This window comes from Sphaerisporangium aureirubrum (genome assembly GCF_042658925.1).
Lineage (GTDB): Bacteria > Actinomycetota > Actinomycetes > Streptosporangiales > Streptosporangiaceae > Sphaerisporangium > Sphaerisporangium aureirubrum.
In genome coordinates, this window is the sequence record NZ_JBHSRF010000004.1 from 185828 (window position 1) to 205673 (window position 19846).

Annotated in this window: 11 protein-coding genes; 8 read left to right on the forward strand and 3 right to left on the reverse strand. The window is 70.5% G+C overall.

Annotated elements, in window-relative coordinates; all coding sequences use genetic code 11:
• Positions 1 to 15: 15 nt before the first annotated feature.
• On the reverse strand, positions 16 to 3246 hold the full coding sequence (drmD, locus tag ACFP1K_RS04735; protein WP_380747223.1) for a DISARM system SNF2-like helicase DrmD: 3231 nt from the start codon (positions 3244 to 3246) through the stop codon (positions 16 to 18).
• A 210-nt stretch (positions 3247 to 3456) separates the two neighbouring features.
• Here drmD and ACFP1K_RS04740 point away from each other — a divergent pair, with 210 nt between their 5' ends.
• The 6 genes from ACFP1K_RS04740 (at position 3457) to ACFP1K_RS04765 (ending at position 15633) form a co-directional block, all read left to right on the forward strand.
• Positions 3457 to 5559 carry a UvrD-helicase domain-containing protein gene (locus tag ACFP1K_RS04740; RefSeq protein WP_380747225.1) on the forward strand — a complete coding sequence of 701 codons (2103 nt, stop codon included), beginning with the start codon at positions 3457 to 3459 and terminating at the stop codon, positions 5557 to 5559.
• Complete coding sequence (locus ACFP1K_RS04745; RefSeq protein WP_380747227.1) at positions 5560 to 7353, forward strand: ATP-dependent nuclease; 1794 nt, start codon at positions 5560 to 5562, stop codon at positions 7351 to 7353.
• Positions 7354 to 7497: 144 nt separating this feature from the next.
• On the forward strand, positions 7498 to 9066 hold the full coding sequence (locus ACFP1K_RS04750) for a TIGR02677 family protein (protein ID WP_380747229.1): 1569 nt from the start codon (positions 7498 to 7500) through the stop codon (positions 9064 to 9066).
• Positions 9063 to 10238 (forward strand): TIGR02678 family protein, encoded by a 1176-nt coding sequence (locus ACFP1K_RS04755; RefSeq protein ID WP_380747231.1) that lies wholly within the window; start codon positions 9063 to 9065, stop codon positions 10236 to 10238. The genes ACFP1K_RS04750 and ACFP1K_RS04755 overlap by 4 nt, the downstream gene beginning before the upstream one ends.
• On the forward strand, positions 10235 to 14359 hold the full coding sequence (locus tag ACFP1K_RS04760; protein WP_380747233.1) for a TIGR02680 family protein: 4125 nt from the start codon (positions 10235 to 10237) through the stop codon (positions 14357 to 14359). Before ACFP1K_RS04755 ends, ACFP1K_RS04760 begins: the two co-directional genes overlap by 4 nt.
• Positions 14356 to 15633 (forward strand): TIGR02679 family protein, encoded by a 1278-nt coding sequence (locus ACFP1K_RS04765; protein ID WP_380747235.1) that lies wholly within the window; start codon positions 14356 to 14358, stop codon positions 15631 to 15633. The genes ACFP1K_RS04760 and ACFP1K_RS04765 overlap by 4 nt, the downstream gene beginning before the upstream one ends.
• A 4-nt stretch (positions 15634 to 15637) precedes the next feature.
• On the opposite strand, the gene ACFP1K_RS04770 is transcribed toward ACFP1K_RS04765, so the two are convergent.
• On the reverse strand, positions 15638 to 17782 hold the full coding sequence (locus tag ACFP1K_RS04770) for a protein kinase domain-containing protein (protein ID WP_380747237.1): 2145 nt from the start codon (positions 17780 to 17782) through the stop codon (positions 15638 to 15640).
• Between the two features lie 422 nt (positions 17783 to 18204).
• On the opposite strand from ACFP1K_RS04770, the gene ACFP1K_RS04775 reads away from it, so the two are divergent.
• Entirely contained in the window at positions 18205 to 18471 is a 267-nt protein-coding gene (locus ACFP1K_RS04775) for a hypothetical protein (RefSeq protein ID WP_380747239.1), read from the forward strand.
• Positions 18472 to 18549: 78 nt separating this feature from the next.
• On the opposite strand, the gene ACFP1K_RS04780 is transcribed toward ACFP1K_RS04775, so the two are convergent.
• Positions 18550 to 18987 (reverse strand): nitroreductase family deazaflavin-dependent oxidoreductase, encoded by a 438-nt coding sequence (locus ACFP1K_RS04780; RefSeq protein ID WP_380747241.1) that lies wholly within the window; start codon positions 18985 to 18987, stop codon positions 18550 to 18552.
• A 171-nt stretch (positions 18988 to 19158) separates the two neighbouring features.
• On the opposite strand from ACFP1K_RS04780, the gene ACFP1K_RS04785 reads away from it, so the two are divergent.
• On the forward strand, positions 19159 to 19830 hold the full coding sequence (locus tag ACFP1K_RS04785) for an NADPH-dependent F420 reductase (protein WP_380747243.1): 672 nt from the start codon (positions 19159 to 19161) through the stop codon (positions 19828 to 19830).
• Positions 19831 to 19846 lie beyond the last annotated feature (16 nt).

Here is a 19846-nt window from a genome sequence, read left to right on the forward strand (position 1 = left end):
GTGCCGTACGGGCGCTCATCGGTTACCTCGGGCGGCGGCGTGCGCGAGCGCGGCGGGGACGAGGAAGGTGACGGACACGGGGAAGGAACGCTCCTTCGGGTCGGCGTAGCGGCGGCGCAGCGCCTCGGCCTCGTCGGCGCGTTGGCCGGGGATGGTCCGCTGTCGCTCTTTCAGTGCCTCGTGGTCCTTGCGGAGCTGGTCGCGCTGCTCCTGCTGCTCGTCCTCGAACAGGGTGGGCTGCTGCCAGCGCGTGGTCTCGCCGAGCGCGACCTGGATCGAACGTTCCAGCTCGTCGAGGACCGCCTCGATCGCGGTGACCTCCTCTTCGCAGCGTTTCTCCAGCAAGATACGGATGCTCCGCTTTCGCTGCTCGGCCCGGTTGGCGAGACGCTTGCGCAGCGGCTCGGCGAGAGCGGGCCACAGCTCGGTGAGCTTGTCACGGAGTTGTGACGGCACCGGCTGTTCGGAGGCCGCCGCCAGCCACTCGGCGATCTCGGCCTCCCGGGTGTGGGCCAGCCTGCCGGTCTCGATGAGGCCACCGGCGTACACGATCTCCTCGTGCAGGCGGGTACCGGCGGACCCGGTGATGACGACGCGGCCGTGGGCGACCACCGCGGGGACCCGCAGCACGTCCCCGGGCACGACGCGGGCGGTGACCCGGGACAGCTTGGCGCCGCCGGTGCCGGGTCCGGTCGCTAGGGCGGACGTGCCGGAGGCGTTGGCCCACAGCTCGGCGCGAAGCAGCCGCATGCACATCTGGACCAGGCGGCTCCCCAGGTGGAGCAGGACGACGTCCGTGCGGCCCTTCACCGCGTCGGTGTCGAAGGTGACGGGGCGCTCCTCGCCGGTGAGCGGATGAAGCAGCCCATCGTTGCGGGCTTGGGCCCATGCGCCGGGCAACTCGGGCAGCCGGAAGCAGAGGGCCGGGACGCCGTCCGGCGCCTCGGCGGGGATCAGGTCCTTGCGGTGGGCCAGGCGCAGCGCGGTGCGGACGACGCGCTCGACCGTGGCGGGGGTGAGGTTCAGCTCGGTGCGGCTGTCGTGCAGCGCGTCGTACAGCCGAGACAGGTCGCGGGCCAGGTCGCGCTCGACCTTGAGCCGCGCCCGGGACGCCCTGGCCGCGATCTCGGTGTCGGCGGCCCGCCAGTCGACCCGCTTGCCGAGCATCTTCTCCTCGACGCGGGCGGCGATGATGTCGCCCGCGCTGCCGAGGTCCTCACGGATCTGGTCGACCTTTCTGGCGGCGATCCAGAGGAAGGCCAGCTCGTCCTCCAGTGAGCCTTCCGAGGCGCCGGGGACGGCGCTCTCCCAGCCACGCGGTACGAAATGCCGGATCTCCACCTTGTCGGCGGGCTGGCCGTGCCGGTCGACGCGGCCGTTGCGCTGCTCCAGGCGGTTAGGGTTCCAGGGGATCTCCCAGTGGAGCACCCGGTGGCAGTACCGCTGGAGGTTGATGCCCTCGCTGGCGGCGTCGGTGGCCAGCAGGATCCGGACGGGGTTCTTCGGGCCGGGGGCCTCGGTGAATTCGGTCTTGATGCGTTCGCGGTCGTCGCGGTCCTGGCCGCCGTACAGCAGCTCGATGCGGTCCACGGGGTAGCCCGCAGCCAGCATCTGCTCGTGCAGCCAGCGCTGGGTGTCGCGGTACTCGCTGAAGACGATGACGCGCTCGTCGTTCCATTCGCCGCCCGGCCGCAGCAGCGGGTCGAGCCAGGCGCGGAAGGCGGAGAACTTGGCATCCGGCCGGTCCTGGGCGTCGCGGGCCCAGCTCAGCAGCCGCTTGAGCAGGTCGCGTTCCTCCGCGGTGAGCGGGCGCATCATCTGGCGCGCGGCGGTGAGGGCGGCCTCGGCGGCGGCGCCGTACGCCTCGTCGTCGTCGGCGGTCTCGTCCAGGGTGTCGATGAGCGGCCGGAGGAGTTTGGCGCCCGGCGCGCGCTCGGCCTCCTTGGCGAAGGCGTCCTCCTTCGCCGACATGGTTGCGAGGTGTGTCTCGACGGTCTCGGCGAACGCCTTGGGGGAGGAGAACAGCCGTTTCTTCAGCAGGCTGACCACGAAGTCCGGCGCCGCTCGTCCCGAGCCGGCCGATCGGGACGCGGCGTACCTGGTCAGCAGCTCGTGGGCCGTGCGCTCGGCGGCGGAGTAGTCGACCTCCAGGTAGTCGAGGCGCCGCTCGGGGAACTCGGCCGAGCCGTCCCAGCGCGGTGGTAGCTCGCTCTTGAGACGGCGGACCATCGCCCTGGCGAGCTGCTCCTGGGTGGGCTCCACGCCACGGGCGAACCGCTGATCGTCCAGAAGTTCCAGCAGGGCGGTGAACGACTCGCGGTAGCCGTTGTGCGGGGTGGCGGACAGGAACAGCCGGTGCTCGCAGTGCGGGGCGAGCTCACGGATCGCGGTCGTGCGCAGGGAGTCGACCGCGTACGCGCCACGGCCGGCGGGGGCGCACGTGTGCACCTCGTCCACCACGAGCAGGTCGAACGCGCGCGGGTACCGGGGCATCGGGGGCAGCAACTCGCGCAGCAGCCGCATCGGCCGGGTGCGCTTGAGCCAGTCGATGCTGACGATCAGGCGCGGATAGTGGCTCCACGGGTTGGTGTACAGGCCGCGGGTGCGGCGCAGATCTTTGAGCAGGGCGCTGTCGACGATGCGGAAGTCCAGGCCGAACTTGTCGCGCATCTCGTCGCGCCATTGGAGGGTGAGGCTGGCGGGGCAGACGATCAGCATGGTGCGGGCGCGGTGGCGCAGCATGAGCTCCTGCATGACCAGCCCGGCCTCGATGGTCTTGCCGAGGCCCACGTCGTCGGCGATGAGCAGGTTGGTGCGCGGCATGGACAGGGCGCGCACCACCGGGTCGAGCTGGTAGGGCGCGATCTCGATGCCGGACCGGAACGGGGCTTGCAGTGCCGTCTTGTCGGCTGAGGCGATGGCGCCCCAGCGGACCGCGTCCAGGAAGGCGTCCAGTGACTCGGGGTCGTCGAAGCCGTGCTCCGGGCTGGGCAGGGCCTGCTGCTCGTGCGCGACCGCGCCGGGTTCGAGCTCCCAGACGACCCGGAGCTCCTCGTCGCGGGCGTCGTCCTCGACGCTGACCAGCGTCACCAGATGCTCGGGGGAGCCGGTGGCGATGTGCGGATCGCTGCTGGCCACGCTGCTGCGCAGCACGTCGGCGACGATCCACGGGCGGTTGCGCACCGTGACCAGCTGTCCCTGCGCGGGGAGGCCGTCCTGTGCCCGCTCCGCTGCCTGCGTCGCCACGTGCGGCCTCCTCGTCGTCGGGGTTCCGGGGGCCACAAATGGTATTCGGTTCGGCGACGTCTCGCACCGGTGACCGCCCACTGGCAAATAACCTTCCGCAAAGGCCACATGAAACGCCTTAATATCTTTCACTGGGATGGTTAACGTCAATCAGGTTCCAGCGAACGATCAGGGGTTCGGCCTGGGGACCGTCGAGGAAGGAAGGCCGCTGTGCCGCGACTCGGGCTGACCCGTGAGGCGTTGCAGCACTACAGCAAACTCGACAAGTCCACACAAAAATCGATCAATGACGCTATTGCCGCATTTACCATCGGCGGGCACGGGCGGCTGGAGATGGTGCCGCGGGCCAGAGACCCGCGGATCAGGCTCTTCCGGTTTTCCGGCGGCACGTACGGCGTGCTCCTCGCGTCCGGCGACGGCCTCCACCTGCTGCTCGCGATCCTCACCCACGATGAGGCCGTCCGCTTCGCGGTGACCATGCGGGCCAGCGTCAACCTGGTGACCGGCGTGCTGGAGCTGCGGCACGAGACAGGGCTGGAGCACTTCCGTGCCGCGCTGCACCGCGAGGCCGAGGCGACCGATGCGCGTCTGTTCGGGCACGTTGGCGAGGACCAGCTGGCCGAACTGGGCATCGACCCGGAGATCACGGAACTCGTCCGGCTGATCGTGACCCGCGACCATCTCATCGCGCTGCAGAGGCTCATCCCGGAGCTACAGTTCGAGGCGCTGCTCGCCCTCGCCTCCGGGACGTCGTACGCGCAGGCGCACGCGGAGGTCAAGGCCTACCAGGTGGAGCAGATGGGTGCTCCCGTCGACCCCGCCGACCTGGCGACCGCCATGCGCCGCAGCCCATCGGACGTCGTCCTCGTCGACGACGCCGACGACTGGCGGGAGATCCTGGCGCACCCCATCGACGCCTGGCGGATCTTCCTGCACCCGGCCCAGCGGTCCCTCGCCTATCGGGACCGCTACACCGGCCCCGTCCTGGTCACCGGTGGGCCCGGCACCGGCAAAACGGTGACCCTGCTGCACCGTGCGCACTACCTGGCCAAGCGGTGGGCGGGACGGTCCGGCACGCCCGTTCTCGTCACCACCTTCAGCCGGAGCCTCGCCCGCGCGCTGCGCTCGCAGCTCAGGTTGCTCATCCGGGACGACGAGGTGCTCGATCGTATCCGGGTGTCCACCGTCGACGCCCTCGCGTACGAAATCGTCAAGCGAGCGCACGGACGAGAGCCCGCGATCATTGACGACCGCACCCTGCTCAGTCGCTTCTCGGACGCCGCCAAGGCTGTGCACGCCCCCTTCACGGCCCGGTTTCTCCAGGAGGAGTGGCTGCGGGTCATCCTTCCCCAGCGGATCTCCTCTCTCCCGCAGTACCTCGGCTGCGACCGCCCCGGCAGGGGGAGGTCGCTCTCCCGGGGGCAGCGTCATCTCGTGTGGGCGGCCGTCGAGCGGGTCACCGCCGGGTTGACCACCCGCGGCGAATGGGTCCTGCCTCAGTTGTGCGAACTCGCCGCCGAGGAACTCGCCAAGGGCGAAGCCTTCGCGTACCGCAATGTCCTGGTCGACGAGGCGCAGGATCTGCATCCCGCGCACTGGCGGCTGCTGCGGGCCGTCGTCGCGTCCGGGCCCGATGACCTGTTCCTCGTCGGTGACCCTCACCAGCGGATCTACGACCATCGGGTGTCGCTCGCTTCGCTGGGTGTGAGCGTGCGCGGGCGGAGCCACAAGCTGAAGATCTCCTACCGGACGACGCAGCAGATCCTTACTTGGGCGACGCCCAAGCTGGGCGGGCATCTCGCCGCGGGACTGGATGGCGGCTCCGACGACCTCGCCGGATTCCATTCGCCGACCAACGGCCGCCGACCGGTCGTCCGGGCCTTCGCCGACCAGGATCAGGAGCTCGCCGCCCTCGTCGACCAGATCCGAAGCTGGCAGGCCGAAGGCGTCGAGCTCGCCGCGATCGGGGTCGCGTCCCGGTCCAACGAGCTGATCCGGGCGGCCCGGCGGGCCTTGCACACCGGGGGGATCGAATGGGTGGATCTGGAGTCGGACGTGTCGTCGGACGCCTTGCGGACAGGCACCATGCACGGCATGAAAGGCCGGGAGTTCCGCTGTGTCGCCGTCATCGGCGTCCGGGCGGGAGTCGTCCCGATGCGCGCCGCGATCACGCCGCAGGAGGAGGACCCCAAGGTGCACGAGCGTGATACCCAGCGGGAGAGGTGCCTGCTTTTCGTGGCGAGTACTCGGGCGAGGGATGTTCTGTACATCTCCTATCACGGCACGCCGAGCTCGTTTCTGGAAGAGGGCTGAATGCGTCCCGTGCGGCTTCGCGTCCAGAACATCCGCGCGATCCGTGACCTTGAGATTCATCTACGTCCGTTCACCGCTCTCATCGCCCCGAACAACGCCGGAAAGTCCAGCGTGCTGGACGCCATCCGCCTTTTCTACGGCGATCTCAGCTGGGAGCCGCGCAGGGACGTGCCGTGGTGGTCCGCTCGCGGGGGCCACTTCGTGGAGGTCGAGTACGAACTGGACGACGAGGAGGCCGAAGAGCTCACCGATCACGCCGACGGTGCCACCCTGACCGTCCGGCGTTCCTTCGACACGGGGGACGGTGGGCGCACCGGTGGGTACCACGCGATCCGCCGCGGCGAGGCGTCCGTCGCCTGGCTGTCGCCCGCCATCGGGCGCTGCGTCTACGTGCCCGCCGCCGCGCGGCTGTCCGACTACACCACGCTGGCCGGTCCCTCGCCGCTCCACGACATCCTGACGGCTTCCGCGTCCGGGCAGCGCGTCGAGCACGCCGTACGCGAGGTCGAAACGAGTCTCGGCCGGCTCAAGGAGGCGCTGCTCGCCCGGGAGAATCCGGCCACCGTCATGTCGGGGAGGCTCGGGAAGGTCCTGCACCCGTGGAACCTGAAGCCGGAGATCGCCTTCGCCGAGCCGACACCCGGAACGATCCTGCGCCACTTCGTCGAGTTGCGGCTCACCGCCGACGGCCAGGACATGCCCATGGAGGCCCAAGGCATGGGGGTGCAACGCGCGATCATCATCGGGCTCATCCAGATGGCCGCGGAGCTTCGCGGCCGGGCCGGGCATGCCAAGGCCTCCGGCCTGCGGTGGGTGGTGTTCGAAGAACCCGAGCTCTACCTGCATCCCGCGCAGATCGCGAGCCTCGCCGGGGACTTGGGCGAGCTGTCGTCGAGCCCTGGTACGGCGGTCACCATCACTACCCACGACCCCACCATGCTCGCCGCGGCGGCCAACGGGATCGAGTCGATCGTACGGCTACGCCGTTCCGGCGACGCCGTGTCCGCCACTTCTCTGCCGCCCCTTGCCGTCGAGCTTGCACTTGGCCGCATCGATGAGCGCAGCAGATACGCCCAGGCCGCCCAGTACTGCTTCAAGCGCGTGCAACCCGCCCGATCCCGGGAACTGCGGCACGCCCGCCTGCTCAACGAACTGGACGGCCAGCGGGCCGCCGCCTTCTTCGCCGACCGCGTGATCGTCGTCGAAGGATTCAGTGACGCCGCCTTCCTCACCTGGCTCCGCTCGAAGGGCCTCCTTCAGCGGATAGGCACCAACGTCGGGGTACTGGACGCGTTCGGCAAATACGAGCTGCATCGTGCCGCCGCAACTCTCTCGATGTTCCAAATCCCGCACGTGGTGATCTGGGATGGCGATGCCCATGGCAGAGTGGGAAACGAGTTCGTGAAGGCCGCCTGCCGCGACGAAGCGGCGTGGGAGGTGCTGCGGGCAGCCGCCAACGATCCATCCTCGACCACTGTCGGTGGCCTTCGCCTTGCTGGAGCAGTAGAGACATGGCTGGGCGTGAACGTCGAGAAGACCAACGCATGGAAGGCCGGTAACCTGGTGACCGAACTGAACGATCAGTTCCACCTTCCCGGCTCCTCCGTCAGAGAGCGGGCCGAAGCTCTCGTGTCCGCCATCGCGGACCTATTCGACGGCCGCACGATGTCCACGCACGCCGCCTCACCGACCTTCACTGGTTGTCTCTTCGCCCCGCCCTTCCCGGCTCCGAGCAGAGACTTGGCGGCCGAGCTACAGCACCTCCCCCTCGTACGCTGCCGCTGCGTTCCCTGACCCGTCAGCCGGAGTCCCTCCGCATCGCCCCGAGCCGGCCGCCCAGGACCTGGAGGGAGGGAGACGTGGTGGGGGTGGTTCAAGCGACCGGTTGGAGGGTGAATGGGTCATTGTCCGCGGGTGACATGCGGCAGACTGGGTTAGGTGATTGAGCTGTCACAGGGGGCTCATGCCGATCCTCAGCCGTTCGCGCATCTGAGTGCGCCCAACGCGCTCCTCTATCGGCGGGTTCTGCGGACGTTCGCGCGGGCCAAGGAGCGGTTCATCGTGCATCTGCGGCCTGAGGATGTCGCGGCGGAGATGCGTGGGGGGAGTGACGGGGAGGGCGCTCAGGTGGGGGATGCGCAGGTGGCGCAGGTGATGGAGAAGCTTGTCGAGTGGGGGAATCTGCGGGCCGACGCCGATACGGGGCGGGTCACGTCGGTGGAGGACTTTCATCGGAAGCGGTTTTTGTTCCAGTTGACGGTGGAGGGGTACGCGGCGGAGCAGGCGATCGCGTTTTACGAGGAGGCGATCGGGCGGCGGGGGGCGTTGCAGTCGGTGGCGCTCGGGGACATCGCCGAGCAGTTGCGGTCGCTGGGGGTGCTGGCGTGGGAGGGCGATCCGGATCCGGCGGCGGTGCATCTGCTGTTGCTGGCGCTGGCGGAGCGGTTCTCCTCGCTGGCGGACAACGCGCAGGCGTTCATGGCAGGGCTGCGGCGGGCCATCGACTTCTCGGACGGGGATGTCGCGGGCTTCATCGCGTACAAGGAACGGCTGATTGATTACATCAACCGGTTCATCGCGGACCTGGCCAACTCGGGGGCGCGCATCGCGGGGCTGCTGGGTGAGCTCGAAGGGCTAGGGCACGACCGGCTGTTGCGGCTGGCGGCGCGGCGGGAGGCGGCGGACGCCGTGCCGGAGGGGGTGGACGCGGCGGCGGCGTACGCGAGGGCCGAGGAGGCGGCGTTCGGCGCCTGGCGGAATCGCTGGCGCGGGCTGAAGGACTGGTTCATCTCCCAGGACGCCCGCAGTCCTTCTCAGGCGCGGCTGCTGCGGCAGGCGGCAGTGACGGCGATCAAGCAACTGATCGACGCGGTGGGGCTGCTCAACGAGCGGCGTTCGGGCCGTTCGGACCGGTCGGCGGACTTCCGGACGCTGGCCCGGTGGTTCGCGGAGGCTCCGGACGACGCGGCGGCGCATCGCCTGTGGCGGGCCGCGTTCGGGTTGTCGCCGGCACGGCATCTGACGGTCCCGGCCGAGACGATGGGCGAGTGGGATGAGGTGACCTCGGCCACGTCCTGGCGGGACGCCCCGCCGATCAGGATCTCCCCGCAGTTGCGCAGGACCGGCTCCTACGAGCGGCGCGGCAAGCCGAACAGCGTTCGCGACCGGTCGCGGGAGCGCATGTTCCTGCGCGAGCAGGCCGAGCGGGAGGCCGTCGAGACGGCCGCCGCTCGGGCCCGGTTGTGCACGGACGGGCCGGTGCGGCTGTCGGAGCTGGACGTGCTCGATCCCCGGGCGTTCCGGTTGTTCCTCGGTTTGCTGGGTGACGCGCTCTCCGCCAGATTCCCCGGCGACATGGAGGTGAAAGTCGTCACCAGCGACGGCTCCATGGAGGTGCGGCTGTCGGAGGTGGCGGGCGGTGGCCGGGTGGAGCTGCGCACGGTGGACGGCGTGCTCAGCGGGCCGGAGCACCTCATCGAGATCACCGACCTGATGGCGACGTCGTGACTCCCGAGGAGGAGGCCGAGCAGCGGCGCAGGGCGTTGCGGGCATTGCTGGCGAAGCCGCTGCTCACCGCGGAGAGCGACGCCGCCGCGTTGCAGCTCGTCCGGCGCCACGGTGCCGGACTTCGCGACTGGCTGGGCCGGGAGACCGGGTGGCGGCTGGTGGCGGACGCCGAGGTCGCGCGCCTGTTCAAGACCGTCCCGGAGACGTCCGACGGGACGCGCCCGGCACGCGGGCATTCGGGCGAGCCGTTCGGACGGCGGCGGTATGTCGTGTTGTGCCTGGCCCTCGCGGTCCTGGAGCGGGCGGACGCGCAGACCACCCTGGGCAGGCTCGCCGAGGAGGTGCTCAACGCCGCGGCCGAGCCCGAGCTCGCCGACGCGGGATTCACATTCGCGCTGGACCACCGGTCCGAGCGCACGGACCTCGTGGCCGTGGTCCGCGCGCTGCTGGACCTCGGGGTGTTGCGCAAGGTCGCGGGGGACGAGGACGCCTACCTGTCCGCCACCGGCGATGTTCTCTACGACGTGCGGCGGCCGGTGCTCGCCGCGCTGCTCACCGGCACGCGCGGGCCGTCCACGGTCACGGCCGGCTCCATCGGGGAACGGTTGGCCGAATTGACCGCCGAGCCGAGGCCCGACACCGACGATCTGCGCAACCAGGCGCTGCGCAGGCGGCTCACCCGCAGGTTGCTGGACGACCCGGTCGTCTACTACGACGATCTGGACGACGACGAGCGCTCCTACCTCGTCTCCCAGCGGCCCGCGATCACCCGCAGGATCGAGGAGGCGACGGGCCTGGTGCCCGAGGTCCGCGCCGAGGGTATCGCGATGGTCGATCCCGACGACGACCTGACGGACGTACGGATGCCCGAGCAGCGCACCGACGGCCACGTCACGCTGCTGGTCGCCGAGCACCTGGCCACCACGAGGGAGGCCACCATGGAGGACCTGCGCGCCTTCGTCCGGCAGGCCGCCGAGCGGCATCGTTCGTACTGGCGCAAGGGGGTGACCGACGTGGGGGCGGAGGAGGGCCTGCTCGGGACGGCCCTGGAGAAGCTGACCGCGTTGCGCCTGATCGAGATCATGCCTGGCAGGGTGCGCGGCAGACCGGCACTGGCCCGCTACGCCCTCGACGCCCCGACCATCCGCGAACCAGGGAACGCCGTCCGATGACCCTCCCCGCTCCCTGCTCCGAACGGTGGAAGCCGCTCCGCGCCGGGCTGGTCGACATGTTCTACTACGACGTCGAGGAGTTCCACTTCCACGACGGCCGCCTCCTGCTTCGCGGGAACAACGGCACCGGCAAGTCCAAGGTGCTGGCGCTGACCCTGCCGTTCCTGCTCGACGGGGAGCTCGCGCCGCACCGTGTCGAGCCGGACGGCGACCGCCAGAAGAAGATGGAGTGGAACCTCCTCCTCGGTGGCAGGCATCCGCATCACGAGCGGCTCGGCTACACCTGGATGGAGTTCGGGCGGCGCGCTGCGGACGGCACCACGGAGTTCCGTACCATCGGCTGCGGGTTGAAGGCCGTCAAGGACCGGGGCATCGCACGGCACTGGTTCTTCGTCACTCCCCAGCGCGTCGGCGGAGATTTGTCCCTGTTGTCCGCCACGCGGGTCGCGCTCACGCGGGAGAAGCTGCGCGACGCCGTGGAGGGCCACGGCATGGTGTACGACCGGGCGTCGGATTACCGCCGGGCGGTCGACGAGGCGCTGTTCGGTCTCGGCGAGCACCGGTACGAGGCCCTGGTGAACCTGCTCATCCAGCTTCGCCAGCCGCAGCTGTCGAAGAGGCCGGACGAGAAGCTGCTCTCCCGGGCGCTCACCGAGGCGCTGCCGCCGCTGAGTCCCGAGCTCATCACAACGGTGGCCGAGTCGTTCCGCGGCCTGGACGAGGAACGCGGTGCGCTGCGGGCCCTTGAGGACGCCCGCACGGCGGCCGCTCATTTCCTCAGCCATTACCGCGGGTACGCGGCGATGGCGGCCAAGCGCAAGGCCTCCGCGCCGCGGGTTACGCACAGCAGGTACGAGCATCTCGGCAGGGACCTCATCGAGGCGGACGGCCGGTACACCGCCGCTCGGACCGGGCTGGACGCGGCACAGGCGACGCTGGAGTCGCTGGAAGCGGAGCGGGTCCGGCTGGAGGCGCGCAGGGAGGCGCTGCGGCAGAGCCCGGAGATGCGGGACGCGCAGCGGCTCAAGGAGAGCCGTGAGGAAGCCGGACGGCAGGCGGAGACCGCGCGCATCCGGGAACGGGACCGGGAGCGGCTGGGGGCCGAGGTGGCGCGCCGCCAGAGACGGGCGGATGAGCACCGGCTCGGCGTGGAGCGGGCGGCGGTGACGCTGCGGGTCGCGCGTGACGAGGCGGGCGCCGCCGCGCGGTGCGCCCGGTGCGAGGACGCCCACCTGGCCGCCGCCGGTCGATGGGCGCACGATCTTGCCGGGCAGGTGACCCGGGGCGAGGCGGAGGAGGATCTCACCCGTGCCCGCCGGGACACCGGCACGCTCGCCGAGCGGCGCGGCCATGCCGTGTCCGAGCTGGAACGCCTGCTGGGCCTGGTGGGCCGGGCGGAGCTCAGGCTGGGCACCGCCCGGGACGAGGTAGACCGGCTGACGGGTGAGTTGCAGAGCGCGGCGGAACGCATCGCGACGGCTGAGCGCGGGACGGCGGACCAGGCGGCCGAGCTGATGAACGCCTACCTCTCCTACCTCACCGGCACGGTCGAGCTGCGCGTCGCCGGCATGGACGACGTGGCGGCCGCCCTGGAGACATGGGCGCGGCAGCCTGAAGGGCGCAACCCCGCGATGGCCGCCGTCGACGACGCGGCGAGGTCCGCCACCACCGAGCTCGCCCGCCGGCTGGCGGGGCTGGAGGTGGAGGCCAGGTCCGGGCGGGAAACCGCCGGGGAACTGGAGGAGGAGATCCGGCGGCTGGAGGCGGGCGGGCACGACGCGCCGCCCGTTCCGCACACACGGGCGGCCGGGGCCAGGGACGGACGGCCCGGGGCACCGTTCTGGAAGGTTGTGGACTTCATTGGCGAGGTCCACGCCGAGCACCGGGCGGGGCTGGAGGCGGCACTGGAGGCGGCGGGCATCCTCGACGCCTGGGTGACGCCGGACGGCACGCTCCTCGCCGCGGACGACACCGTCCTGCTCACCGCGGCTCCCGTGCCCGGCCTGACGGCGGCCGATGCCCTGCGTCCCGCTGTAGACCGCGCCGATCCGCGCGCGGACGCCCTGCCGGACGCCGCCGTGCGGGCCGTGCTCGACTCGATCGGACTTGGCCCTGGCGCGGCGACCTGGGTCGCGGTGGACGGCCGCTGGGCCAACGGCGTGCTCGGTGGCTCCTGGCACAAGGTGAGCGCGGACCACATCGGCGAGGGCGCGCGGGAGGCCGCCCGGCGTGCCCGGCTGGTGCGGCTCGGTGCCGAGCTGGCCACCGTCCGGGTCCGGCTGGAGGAGTTGCGCGCCGCCGGGGAGGAACTCGCCGCCCGGCAGCGGACGCTCGCCGCCGAGCATCGGTCGGCGCCGCCGGACGCGGCGCTGCGGGAGGCCCACGTCAAGCTGGCGGGGGAGCACGCGCGGCGCGTCGAGCTGAACACCACGCACCAGGCCGCGACCGTGATCATGACGAACCGGCAGGGTGAGGTGTCGGCGGCACGCGCCCAGGCGTCGGAGTTCGCCGCCGACGTCGGCCTGCCGGTGGAGACGGCGGAGCTCGCCGCCGTCTCCGGCGCCGTCTCCGGCTACCGCCTGGCGCTCGCGGAGCTCTGGCCGGCGGCCCAGGCGCTTCTCGTGGCGCGGGCCACGGCGGACGACGCCGAGCAGGAGCTCGCCGACACTCGCGAGCGCCTGACCGAGGCCGGCGGGCAGGCCGCGCAGGCGCTCGAACGGGCCGAGGCGGCGGCCGAGACGTACCGGGCGTTGATGGAGACCGCCGGGGCTGCCGTGGACGAGCTACACCGCAAGCTGGACGAGGTGGGGCACGCTCTTGGGGCCCGCGAGATGGAGGAGCGGCGGAACCGCGCCAGGGAACGGGACGCGCTTCAGGAACTCGGGAACGCGGAAGGCACCCGTGAAAGGCTGAGCGCCGAGATCGGCGAAGCGGAGAAGGCCCGGGACGTGGCCGTCGCCGAGTTCCAGGCGTTCGCGGCCACAGGCGTGCTGCGTGTCGCCCTGCCCGAGCTGGACATCCCTGATGCCGCGCAGCCGTGGGCGGTGACCCCGGCGGTGATCCTGGCCCGTGCCGTGAACGCCGCCTTGGAGAGCGTGGACGACGCCGACGGCCGGTGGGATCGAGTGCAGAAGCGGGTGACCGAGGAGCACAAACTGCTGTCGGATGCCCTGGCACGGCATGGTCACTCCGTGGGGCTGACGATGCGTGACGGTGTGATGGTGGTGGACGTGGTGTTTCAGGGCCGCGCCCGGGACGTGCCGGAGCTCGCCGAGGCGCTGGCAGCCGAGACCGCGCATCGCAAGGAATTGTTGTCGGCCCGGGAGCGGGAGATCCTTGAGAATCACCTGCTGAACGAGGTGGCGGGCACGTTGCACGAGCTGATCGCCGCCGCCGAGGAGGAGGTGGCCGCGATGAACGCCGAGTTGGAGTCCCGTCCCACTTCGACCGGCATGCGGCTGCGCCTGGTGTGGCAGACGGCGAGGAACGCGCCGGAGGGGCTCGCTCGGGTGCGGGAGAAGCTGCGGCAGACCGTGGACGCGTGGTCGGACGCCGATCGGGGCGCGGTGGGGGCCTTCCTGCAGGAGCAGATCGACAGGGAGCACACCGAGAACGCCGCCGCCGGGTGGACCGAGCAGCTGACCAGAGCGCTCGACTACCGCTCGTGGCACGAGTTCACGATCAAGCGGTTGCAGGACGGCCAGTGGCGCCCGGCCACCGGCCCGGCGTCCGGCGGCGAGCGGGTCCTTGCCGCGTCTGTGCCGTTGTTCGCCGCCGCGTCGGCCCACTACAAGTCGGCGGGGAACCCGCACGCCCCCCGGCTGGTCGCCCTGGACGAGGCCTTCGCCGGGGTGGACGACGATTCGCGCGCCAAGTGCCTCGGGCTGCTCGCGACGTTCGACATGGACGTGGTGATGACCAGTGAGCGTGAGTGGGGGTGCTACCCGGAGGTACCGGGTCTGTCGATCTGCCAGTTGTCCAGGCGGGACGGCGTCGACGCGGTGCTGGTCACCCCGTGGCGCTGGGACGGCCACGAGCGTCGCAGGGCCGGACGGGCGGACGTGGCCGCGCCGTCCGCCGTCGCCTCGCCGGAGCCGGACCAGGAAGGCCTCTTCGGATGAGCACGGACGGATCGGAGCGACTGGAGCGCCTGCTCGGCGGTCCGGAGAGTAGTTGGCTGGTCGACCGGGTACGCCGACGGCTGGAGCTCGGCAGGCCGCTGACCGGCTCCGTCACCCTCGGCGCCGCCTCACCGGAGCAGCGCCGTGCGGTTGAGCGGCTACTCGGCCGCCGGGCCGGGACCGGGTCCTCGCTGTCCGTCTCCCTGGACGAGGTGGACCACGTGCTGCGAATGAGCGGCGCGTCCTCCGGCGGCCTCCACGGAGCCGTCGTCCTGTTACGTGGTCCGGTGCGCGATCTGGGCCGGGAGAGCACCGAAAGAGCGGCGGCCTGGCGCGACGCGCACGCGATGCTGGACGCCGTGGTCGCCGGGCGGCCGGAGCTGTCCGGCTGGCGCGCCTGGCTGGACGCGACCGGCCTGGTGCGGCGGGTCACCGCCGATTCGGGGGAGGCGAGGGTCGTCCTGGATCGGCTGGCCGTTCTCCTGCGCCGGCTGCCGTCGCCTGGGATCCCGATCGGAAGGCTCGCCGCGGAGACCTGCGGAGACGCGCACGGGCTGGACGACGGCGAGCCGCTGGCCACGCTGGCCGTGTCGGCGGCGCGCGCGCTCGGCGGATCCCCCTACGCGGGGGACGGCACGGCCGACGCGCGCCGGCGGGCATGGGCGGGTGTCGGTGTCCATCTCGACGAGCTGTCACCGGTCGTCCTGTGCCTGGGGCTCGCCGGAGACGGGCACAGCCCGACCGGACGCATGCTGGCGGCGGCCCGCGCCGCCGGGGAGCCGTGCGTGCTGACCCTTCGCCAGTTGCGCCGCCATGAGGTGCCCATCGTCGAGCGCATGGTCCGGATCTGTGAGAACCCCATCGTGATAGCCGCCGCGGCTGACGAGCTCGGCCCACACTGCCCTCCTGTGGTCTGTGTCAACGGCAGACCGTCCGCGGCGGTCTGGACGTTGCTCGACCTGCTCGCCGCCGGTGGAGCCCGATTCGCCTACCACGGTGACTTCGACTGGGGCGGAATCGGCATCGCGGCCGCCGTCTACGAACGGTTGGGGTGGCGTCCCTGGCGCTACGACACCCTCGCGTACGAGGCGACGCTCGCCGCCGGCGACGCGACACCCCCGCTCAACCCGCTGACCGGCCGGCCCTGCCCGACGCCGTGGGATCCCGCTCTCTCGGCGGCGATGACCCGTCGCGCCGTACGCGTCGAGGAGGAACTCGTCCTCGGCGCCCTCCTCGCGGACCTGTCCGGCGACGGGAGCTCGCCGCAGTCGTAGCCGGTCATTTGAACCGGGGGGGCCAGCGGATGTCACCCAGGTCGCCGCGGGTGGTGAGGATCGCCACGCGTTCGCCGGCTGAGAAGGCGCGGGCCAGTTCGGCTCTTACGCCGTAGCCGGCTACTACGAATTTTGAGATGTAGTGGACGCCGATGCTGATGCCTACGAAGCCTGTCAGGTAGACCCAGGTGTCGTGCAACATGCCTGTTTGCAGGCCTAGGGCTACGCCGGCTATCGCTATGGCGTAGCAGAGCATGGTCCACCACCACTGTTCGTAGCCGCGGGCTCGGACCTTTCCCGGTGGGGGGACTGTGGAGAGGTTGGCGTCTGCGCCTGCTTGGTACATGCGGGTGGTCAGCAGGGATGTCAGGCCGTTGCATATGGAGACCAGGAATGCGCCTGCGGCGCCGCCCCAGGCCCATAGCTCGTGGAGCCAGAACATCGGGATGAAGACCGACAGGAGGGCTACGCAGCTCATCAGGCGGAGGCTGATCTCGGTCAGCCGGGCCAGGGGGCCGGGGATGTTCCGGGCGGTCAGGCGGGCGATGATCGTTTGGTAGAACTTGGCGCCGATCAGGCCCTGGACCAGGGCGGCGATCTGGGCCACGAGGTTTATGCCCTCGGGGAGGTCTTGTAATTGGCCTGTCACCAGGTCGTCCACCTCGAACAAGGCCGTTTTCGCCAGGATCAGCCACCAGCAGGCCGTTGCGAGGAACGAGAAGAAAAGCAGGTAGCGGTCGGCTGTGCGGAACTGCTTCGAGTGGCGGCTCAGTTGCCACTGCTGGAACTGGGTCCAGACCTCGATGGAGGAGGGGAGGAGGCGGGACAGGAGTCTCTTGGTCTCCGAGCCGCTGGCGTCGGGCTCTTGCTGGGCCAGTTCTATGACGTGGTCCAGGAACTTTCCCAGGGTCTGGAAGGTCACGGCGGGGTCCTGGAGGAGGAGCAGGCGTTTGTGGGGGTCCTCCTCGATCAGGTCCTCCAGCGCGCGGCCCAGGTCGGGGCTTAGTTGCCAGAGGGTGTCGGGGGCGCGGCCGTCGCGGGGCGCGTAGCCGCACATGACCTGGATGAGGATTATCCCGAGGGAGTACGCGTCGGAGGAGGCGGAGCTTCCGCGGTTCTTCACCTCGGGGGCGACGTAGACGGAGTCGTCGTGTTCGGCGATGCCGATCTGGCGGCTGTAGAGGTGGTTCGGGCCGAGGTCGATCAGCTTGATGTCGCCGGAGTGGGCCGCCAGGAGGATGTTGCTCGGGGCCAGGTCGAGATGCTGGGTCGCGGCGCGGGCCGGATCCACGAAATCCCGGTCGGCGAGCTGGTGGAGGGCTTGGGTGAGCCGGGCGGCGAGGTCCCGGCATGTGGTGAGCCGGTCGGTCATCGACACCGGAGGGGTCCGGGTCTCCAGTTCCTCCAGGTACTCCGTCAGCGTCCGGCCCTCCTGGAAGGGCATCAGGACCCATCGGTCCGACGACGCGATCGGATGCACCACCACCGGCGGGGTGTTCGCGGCGCCGTAGTCGACCGCGTAGTCGTCGGTGGCCTGCGCGATGGCGGTCAGCTTGTTCCAGGGGAAGAGCACGCATTTCACGGCCAGTTTGCGGTACGCGCCGGATTCGTCCGCGGGCCTTCTGTTGACGCCCGCCAGGATGAAGGAGGTGGTACCGGCCTTGTGGTATTCGAGACTCGCGGGGTCGATCTCGTTCCACACCGAACGCTCGAACGCTCGCTCGACCCCGGCGCCAGGATGGTAGACGGCGTAGATGGCCGATCTTATGGACGTCAGCCGGAACAATTCCCGGAAATAGGCGTCCGCCTGCGCCTGCTGGGTCCTGTCGGGGCTCTCGAATCTCCGCTCCAAGAGCTTCACGTTCATACAGATCAAGGCCAGAAAACCGGCGATGCCCGAGCCCCGGGGATCGGGCGAAGCGTGCAGGTCTCTCATCGCGCGATCACATGCGTCGGCGAACGAGGAGTGGCCCTGATGGAGCTCGTGATCAGAGATGTGTTCGAGAATATTGCGGAGGAAGTAGATCGTCCCCCTGGTGCGAGAACCCTCGTCGCTGTTCAGCAGTTGATCGACGGTATCCGCCGCGGACGGGCCGCGGATCACCGTGAGAAGGAGCTGTTCGAACTCGCGCGCGGGAATTCTGGCCATGATGCCTCGCTCCGCTCGTCAGCCATACCATCTGGCCTTTTACCACGGGAATGGGGCTCTGTCAGGCGGCTGCGTCGGACGATACAAGGCCGCGTCGTGGCGCGGGCACGGGAAACCTGCGCGCACCTGGCTCGGGTATGACGGGTATGAGAGCGGTGAGCAGTGCTTTGGCGCTCGTGCTTCTCGGAACCGCCTGTGGTGCGGCGGGTGGGCAGGCGGCGGGTCCGGTCCGGACGGTCGTGCCTGCGACCTCTGATCGGCCTGCTCCCGGGGGGATGGTCACGCGCGTCTGCGGGAGTCACTACGCGCAGGACTTCGATGCGGGGCTGGAGTCGCGAACGGTCACGGCGGGGCCGGTCTCGGTGGTCACGTTCCGTGTGTCGCCCGTGCCGTCGGGGACGGCGCCGGTGCGGAGTTTCAAGATGATGGTGCGTCTCACGGCGGGGGCCGAGGCGACGATCAGGACCGCCACGGCCGGGACCGTGCTGGGCTACGACAGGGGCAGGTTCAGGAAGGACAACGTGTACCGGCTCGGTGACGGTGAGACGAGTGTGCGGTTCGTTGGCTGCCCGGGTGGTGCCGCCGTGTTCAACGGCATTGTCCTGACCACGGGGCCGCGGACGATCGGGCTGGAGGTCGTCGCGGACGGGCACCTCAGGCGGGTCACGGTCACGGCCTACGGGAGCTGACGAGCCCGGTCGCCAAGCCGGAGGGCCACCCACGGCGATCGTGGGTGGTCCTCCGTGCGTGGACGGGAGGCGGCCGGGTCAGCGGTCCGGGCTGATGATGATCACGGGGATGGGGCGTGCGGTCTTCTTCTGGTAGCCGGCGTACATCGGGAAGACGGAGACCATCAGGCGCCAGAGGCGCGGTTTCTCCTCGTCGGTGGCCGTGCGGGCGTGGGCGGGGAACTTGTCGGGGCCCACCTGGATGTGGACCTCGGGGTCTTCCAAGAGGTTGAGGTACCAGGCGGGGTGGTGGTCGGCGCCGCCGTTGGAGGCCACGAGGATGTAGTCGCCGGCGTCCTGCCCGTAGATCAAGGCGGTGCGGCGGAGCCGTCCGGACTTCCTGCCCCGGGTGGTGAGCAGCAGGGAGTCGTATCCGTGGTAGCGGTGGCCGTCGGCGCCGTCGGATTCCACGTAGCGCTTGATGTGCTGGGCCACCCACTCCGTGGGGTTGTCCACAACGGGGTCGTCCGAGTGCATGATCACACGGTATCGGGTCGTCCCCGGAGAAGTTCGCGGACGCGGGTGACGCCGAGGGCATGGTCTTCACGCGTGTCCGCCATCGCCTTCCCCATGTCTTTGACACCGCAATAATTGACGCGTCAAGCATGTTGGCTATGCTTGACGCGTCAAGGAGATGAGGGGTGAGTCATGGGCGACCGGGCCATGAGCGTGGTGGACGGCGGCGCGCCGCGGATCGCCGTGCTCGGGGCGGGGCATGCCGGGCCGGCGATCGCGCGGGTCGCGCTCGCGGCCGGGTACCGGGTGTCGATCGCGGCGTCCGGCGACCCGGACAAGATCGCGCTCATCGCGAGCGTGCTGGTGCCGGGGGCCGAGCCGCGGTGGGCGGCCGACGCCGTGCGGGACGCCGACATCGTGATGTTGTCGATTCCGTTGCACCGGTTCGCGGCCTTCGACCCGGACCTGGTGGCAGGCAAGATCGTCGTGGACACGATGAACTACTGGCCGCCCATCGACGGCGTCCAGGAGCTGTTCGAGGACCCCCGGTACGGCAGCAGCGAGATCGTCGCGCGGCGGCTGGCCGGAGCGACGGTCGTCAAGACCCTCAACCACATCGGCTACCACCAGCTCGAAGAGGAGCTAAGCCCGGTGGGCTCGCCCGGACGCCGCGCGCTCGGCGTCGCCGGTGACGACCCCGGGGCGGTGGCCGCCGTGGCGGACGTCATCGAGCGCGTCGGCTACGACACCGTACGGCTGGAGAGCCTGCGCGCCGGTCGCCTGCTGCAACCCGGTGGCCCCGTCTTCGGCGCGTCCCTGCGCCGGAGCGAGTTCGAGCGCGCGCTGAGCACCGAGGCCGCCTGAAGCCTCCTTGACCCGA

Excerpts from the sequence above, each read along its gene's own strand:
- ACFP1K_RS04745 (WP_380747227.1), top strand. The coding sequence starts at position 5,560 with ATGCGTCCCGTGCGGCTTCGCGTCCAGAACATCCGCGCGATCCGTGAC.
- ACFP1K_RS04760 (WP_380747233.1), top strand. The coding sequence starts at position 10,235 with ATGACCCTCCCCGCTCCCTGCTCCGAACGGTGGAAGCCGCTCCGCGCC.
- ACFP1K_RS04765 (WP_380747235.1), top strand. The coding sequence starts at position 14,356 with ATGAGCACGGACGGATCGGAGCGACTGGAGCGCCTGCTCGGCGGTCCG.
- ACFP1K_RS04770 (WP_380747237.1), bottom strand. The coding sequence starts at position 17,782 with ATGGCCAGAATTCCCGCGCGCGAGTTCGAACAGCTCCTTCTCACGGTG.
- ACFP1K_RS04775 (WP_380747239.1), top strand. The coding sequence starts at position 18,205 with ATGATGGTGCGTCTCACGGCGGGGGCCGAGGCGACGATCAGGACCGCC.
- ACFP1K_RS04780 (WP_380747241.1), bottom strand. The coding sequence starts at position 18,987 with ATGCACTCGGACGACCCCGTTGTGGACAACCCCACGGAGTGGGTGGCC.
- ACFP1K_RS04785 (WP_380747243.1), top strand. The coding sequence starts at position 19,159 with ATGGGCGACCGGGCCATGAGCGTGGTGGACGGCGGCGCGCCGCGGATC.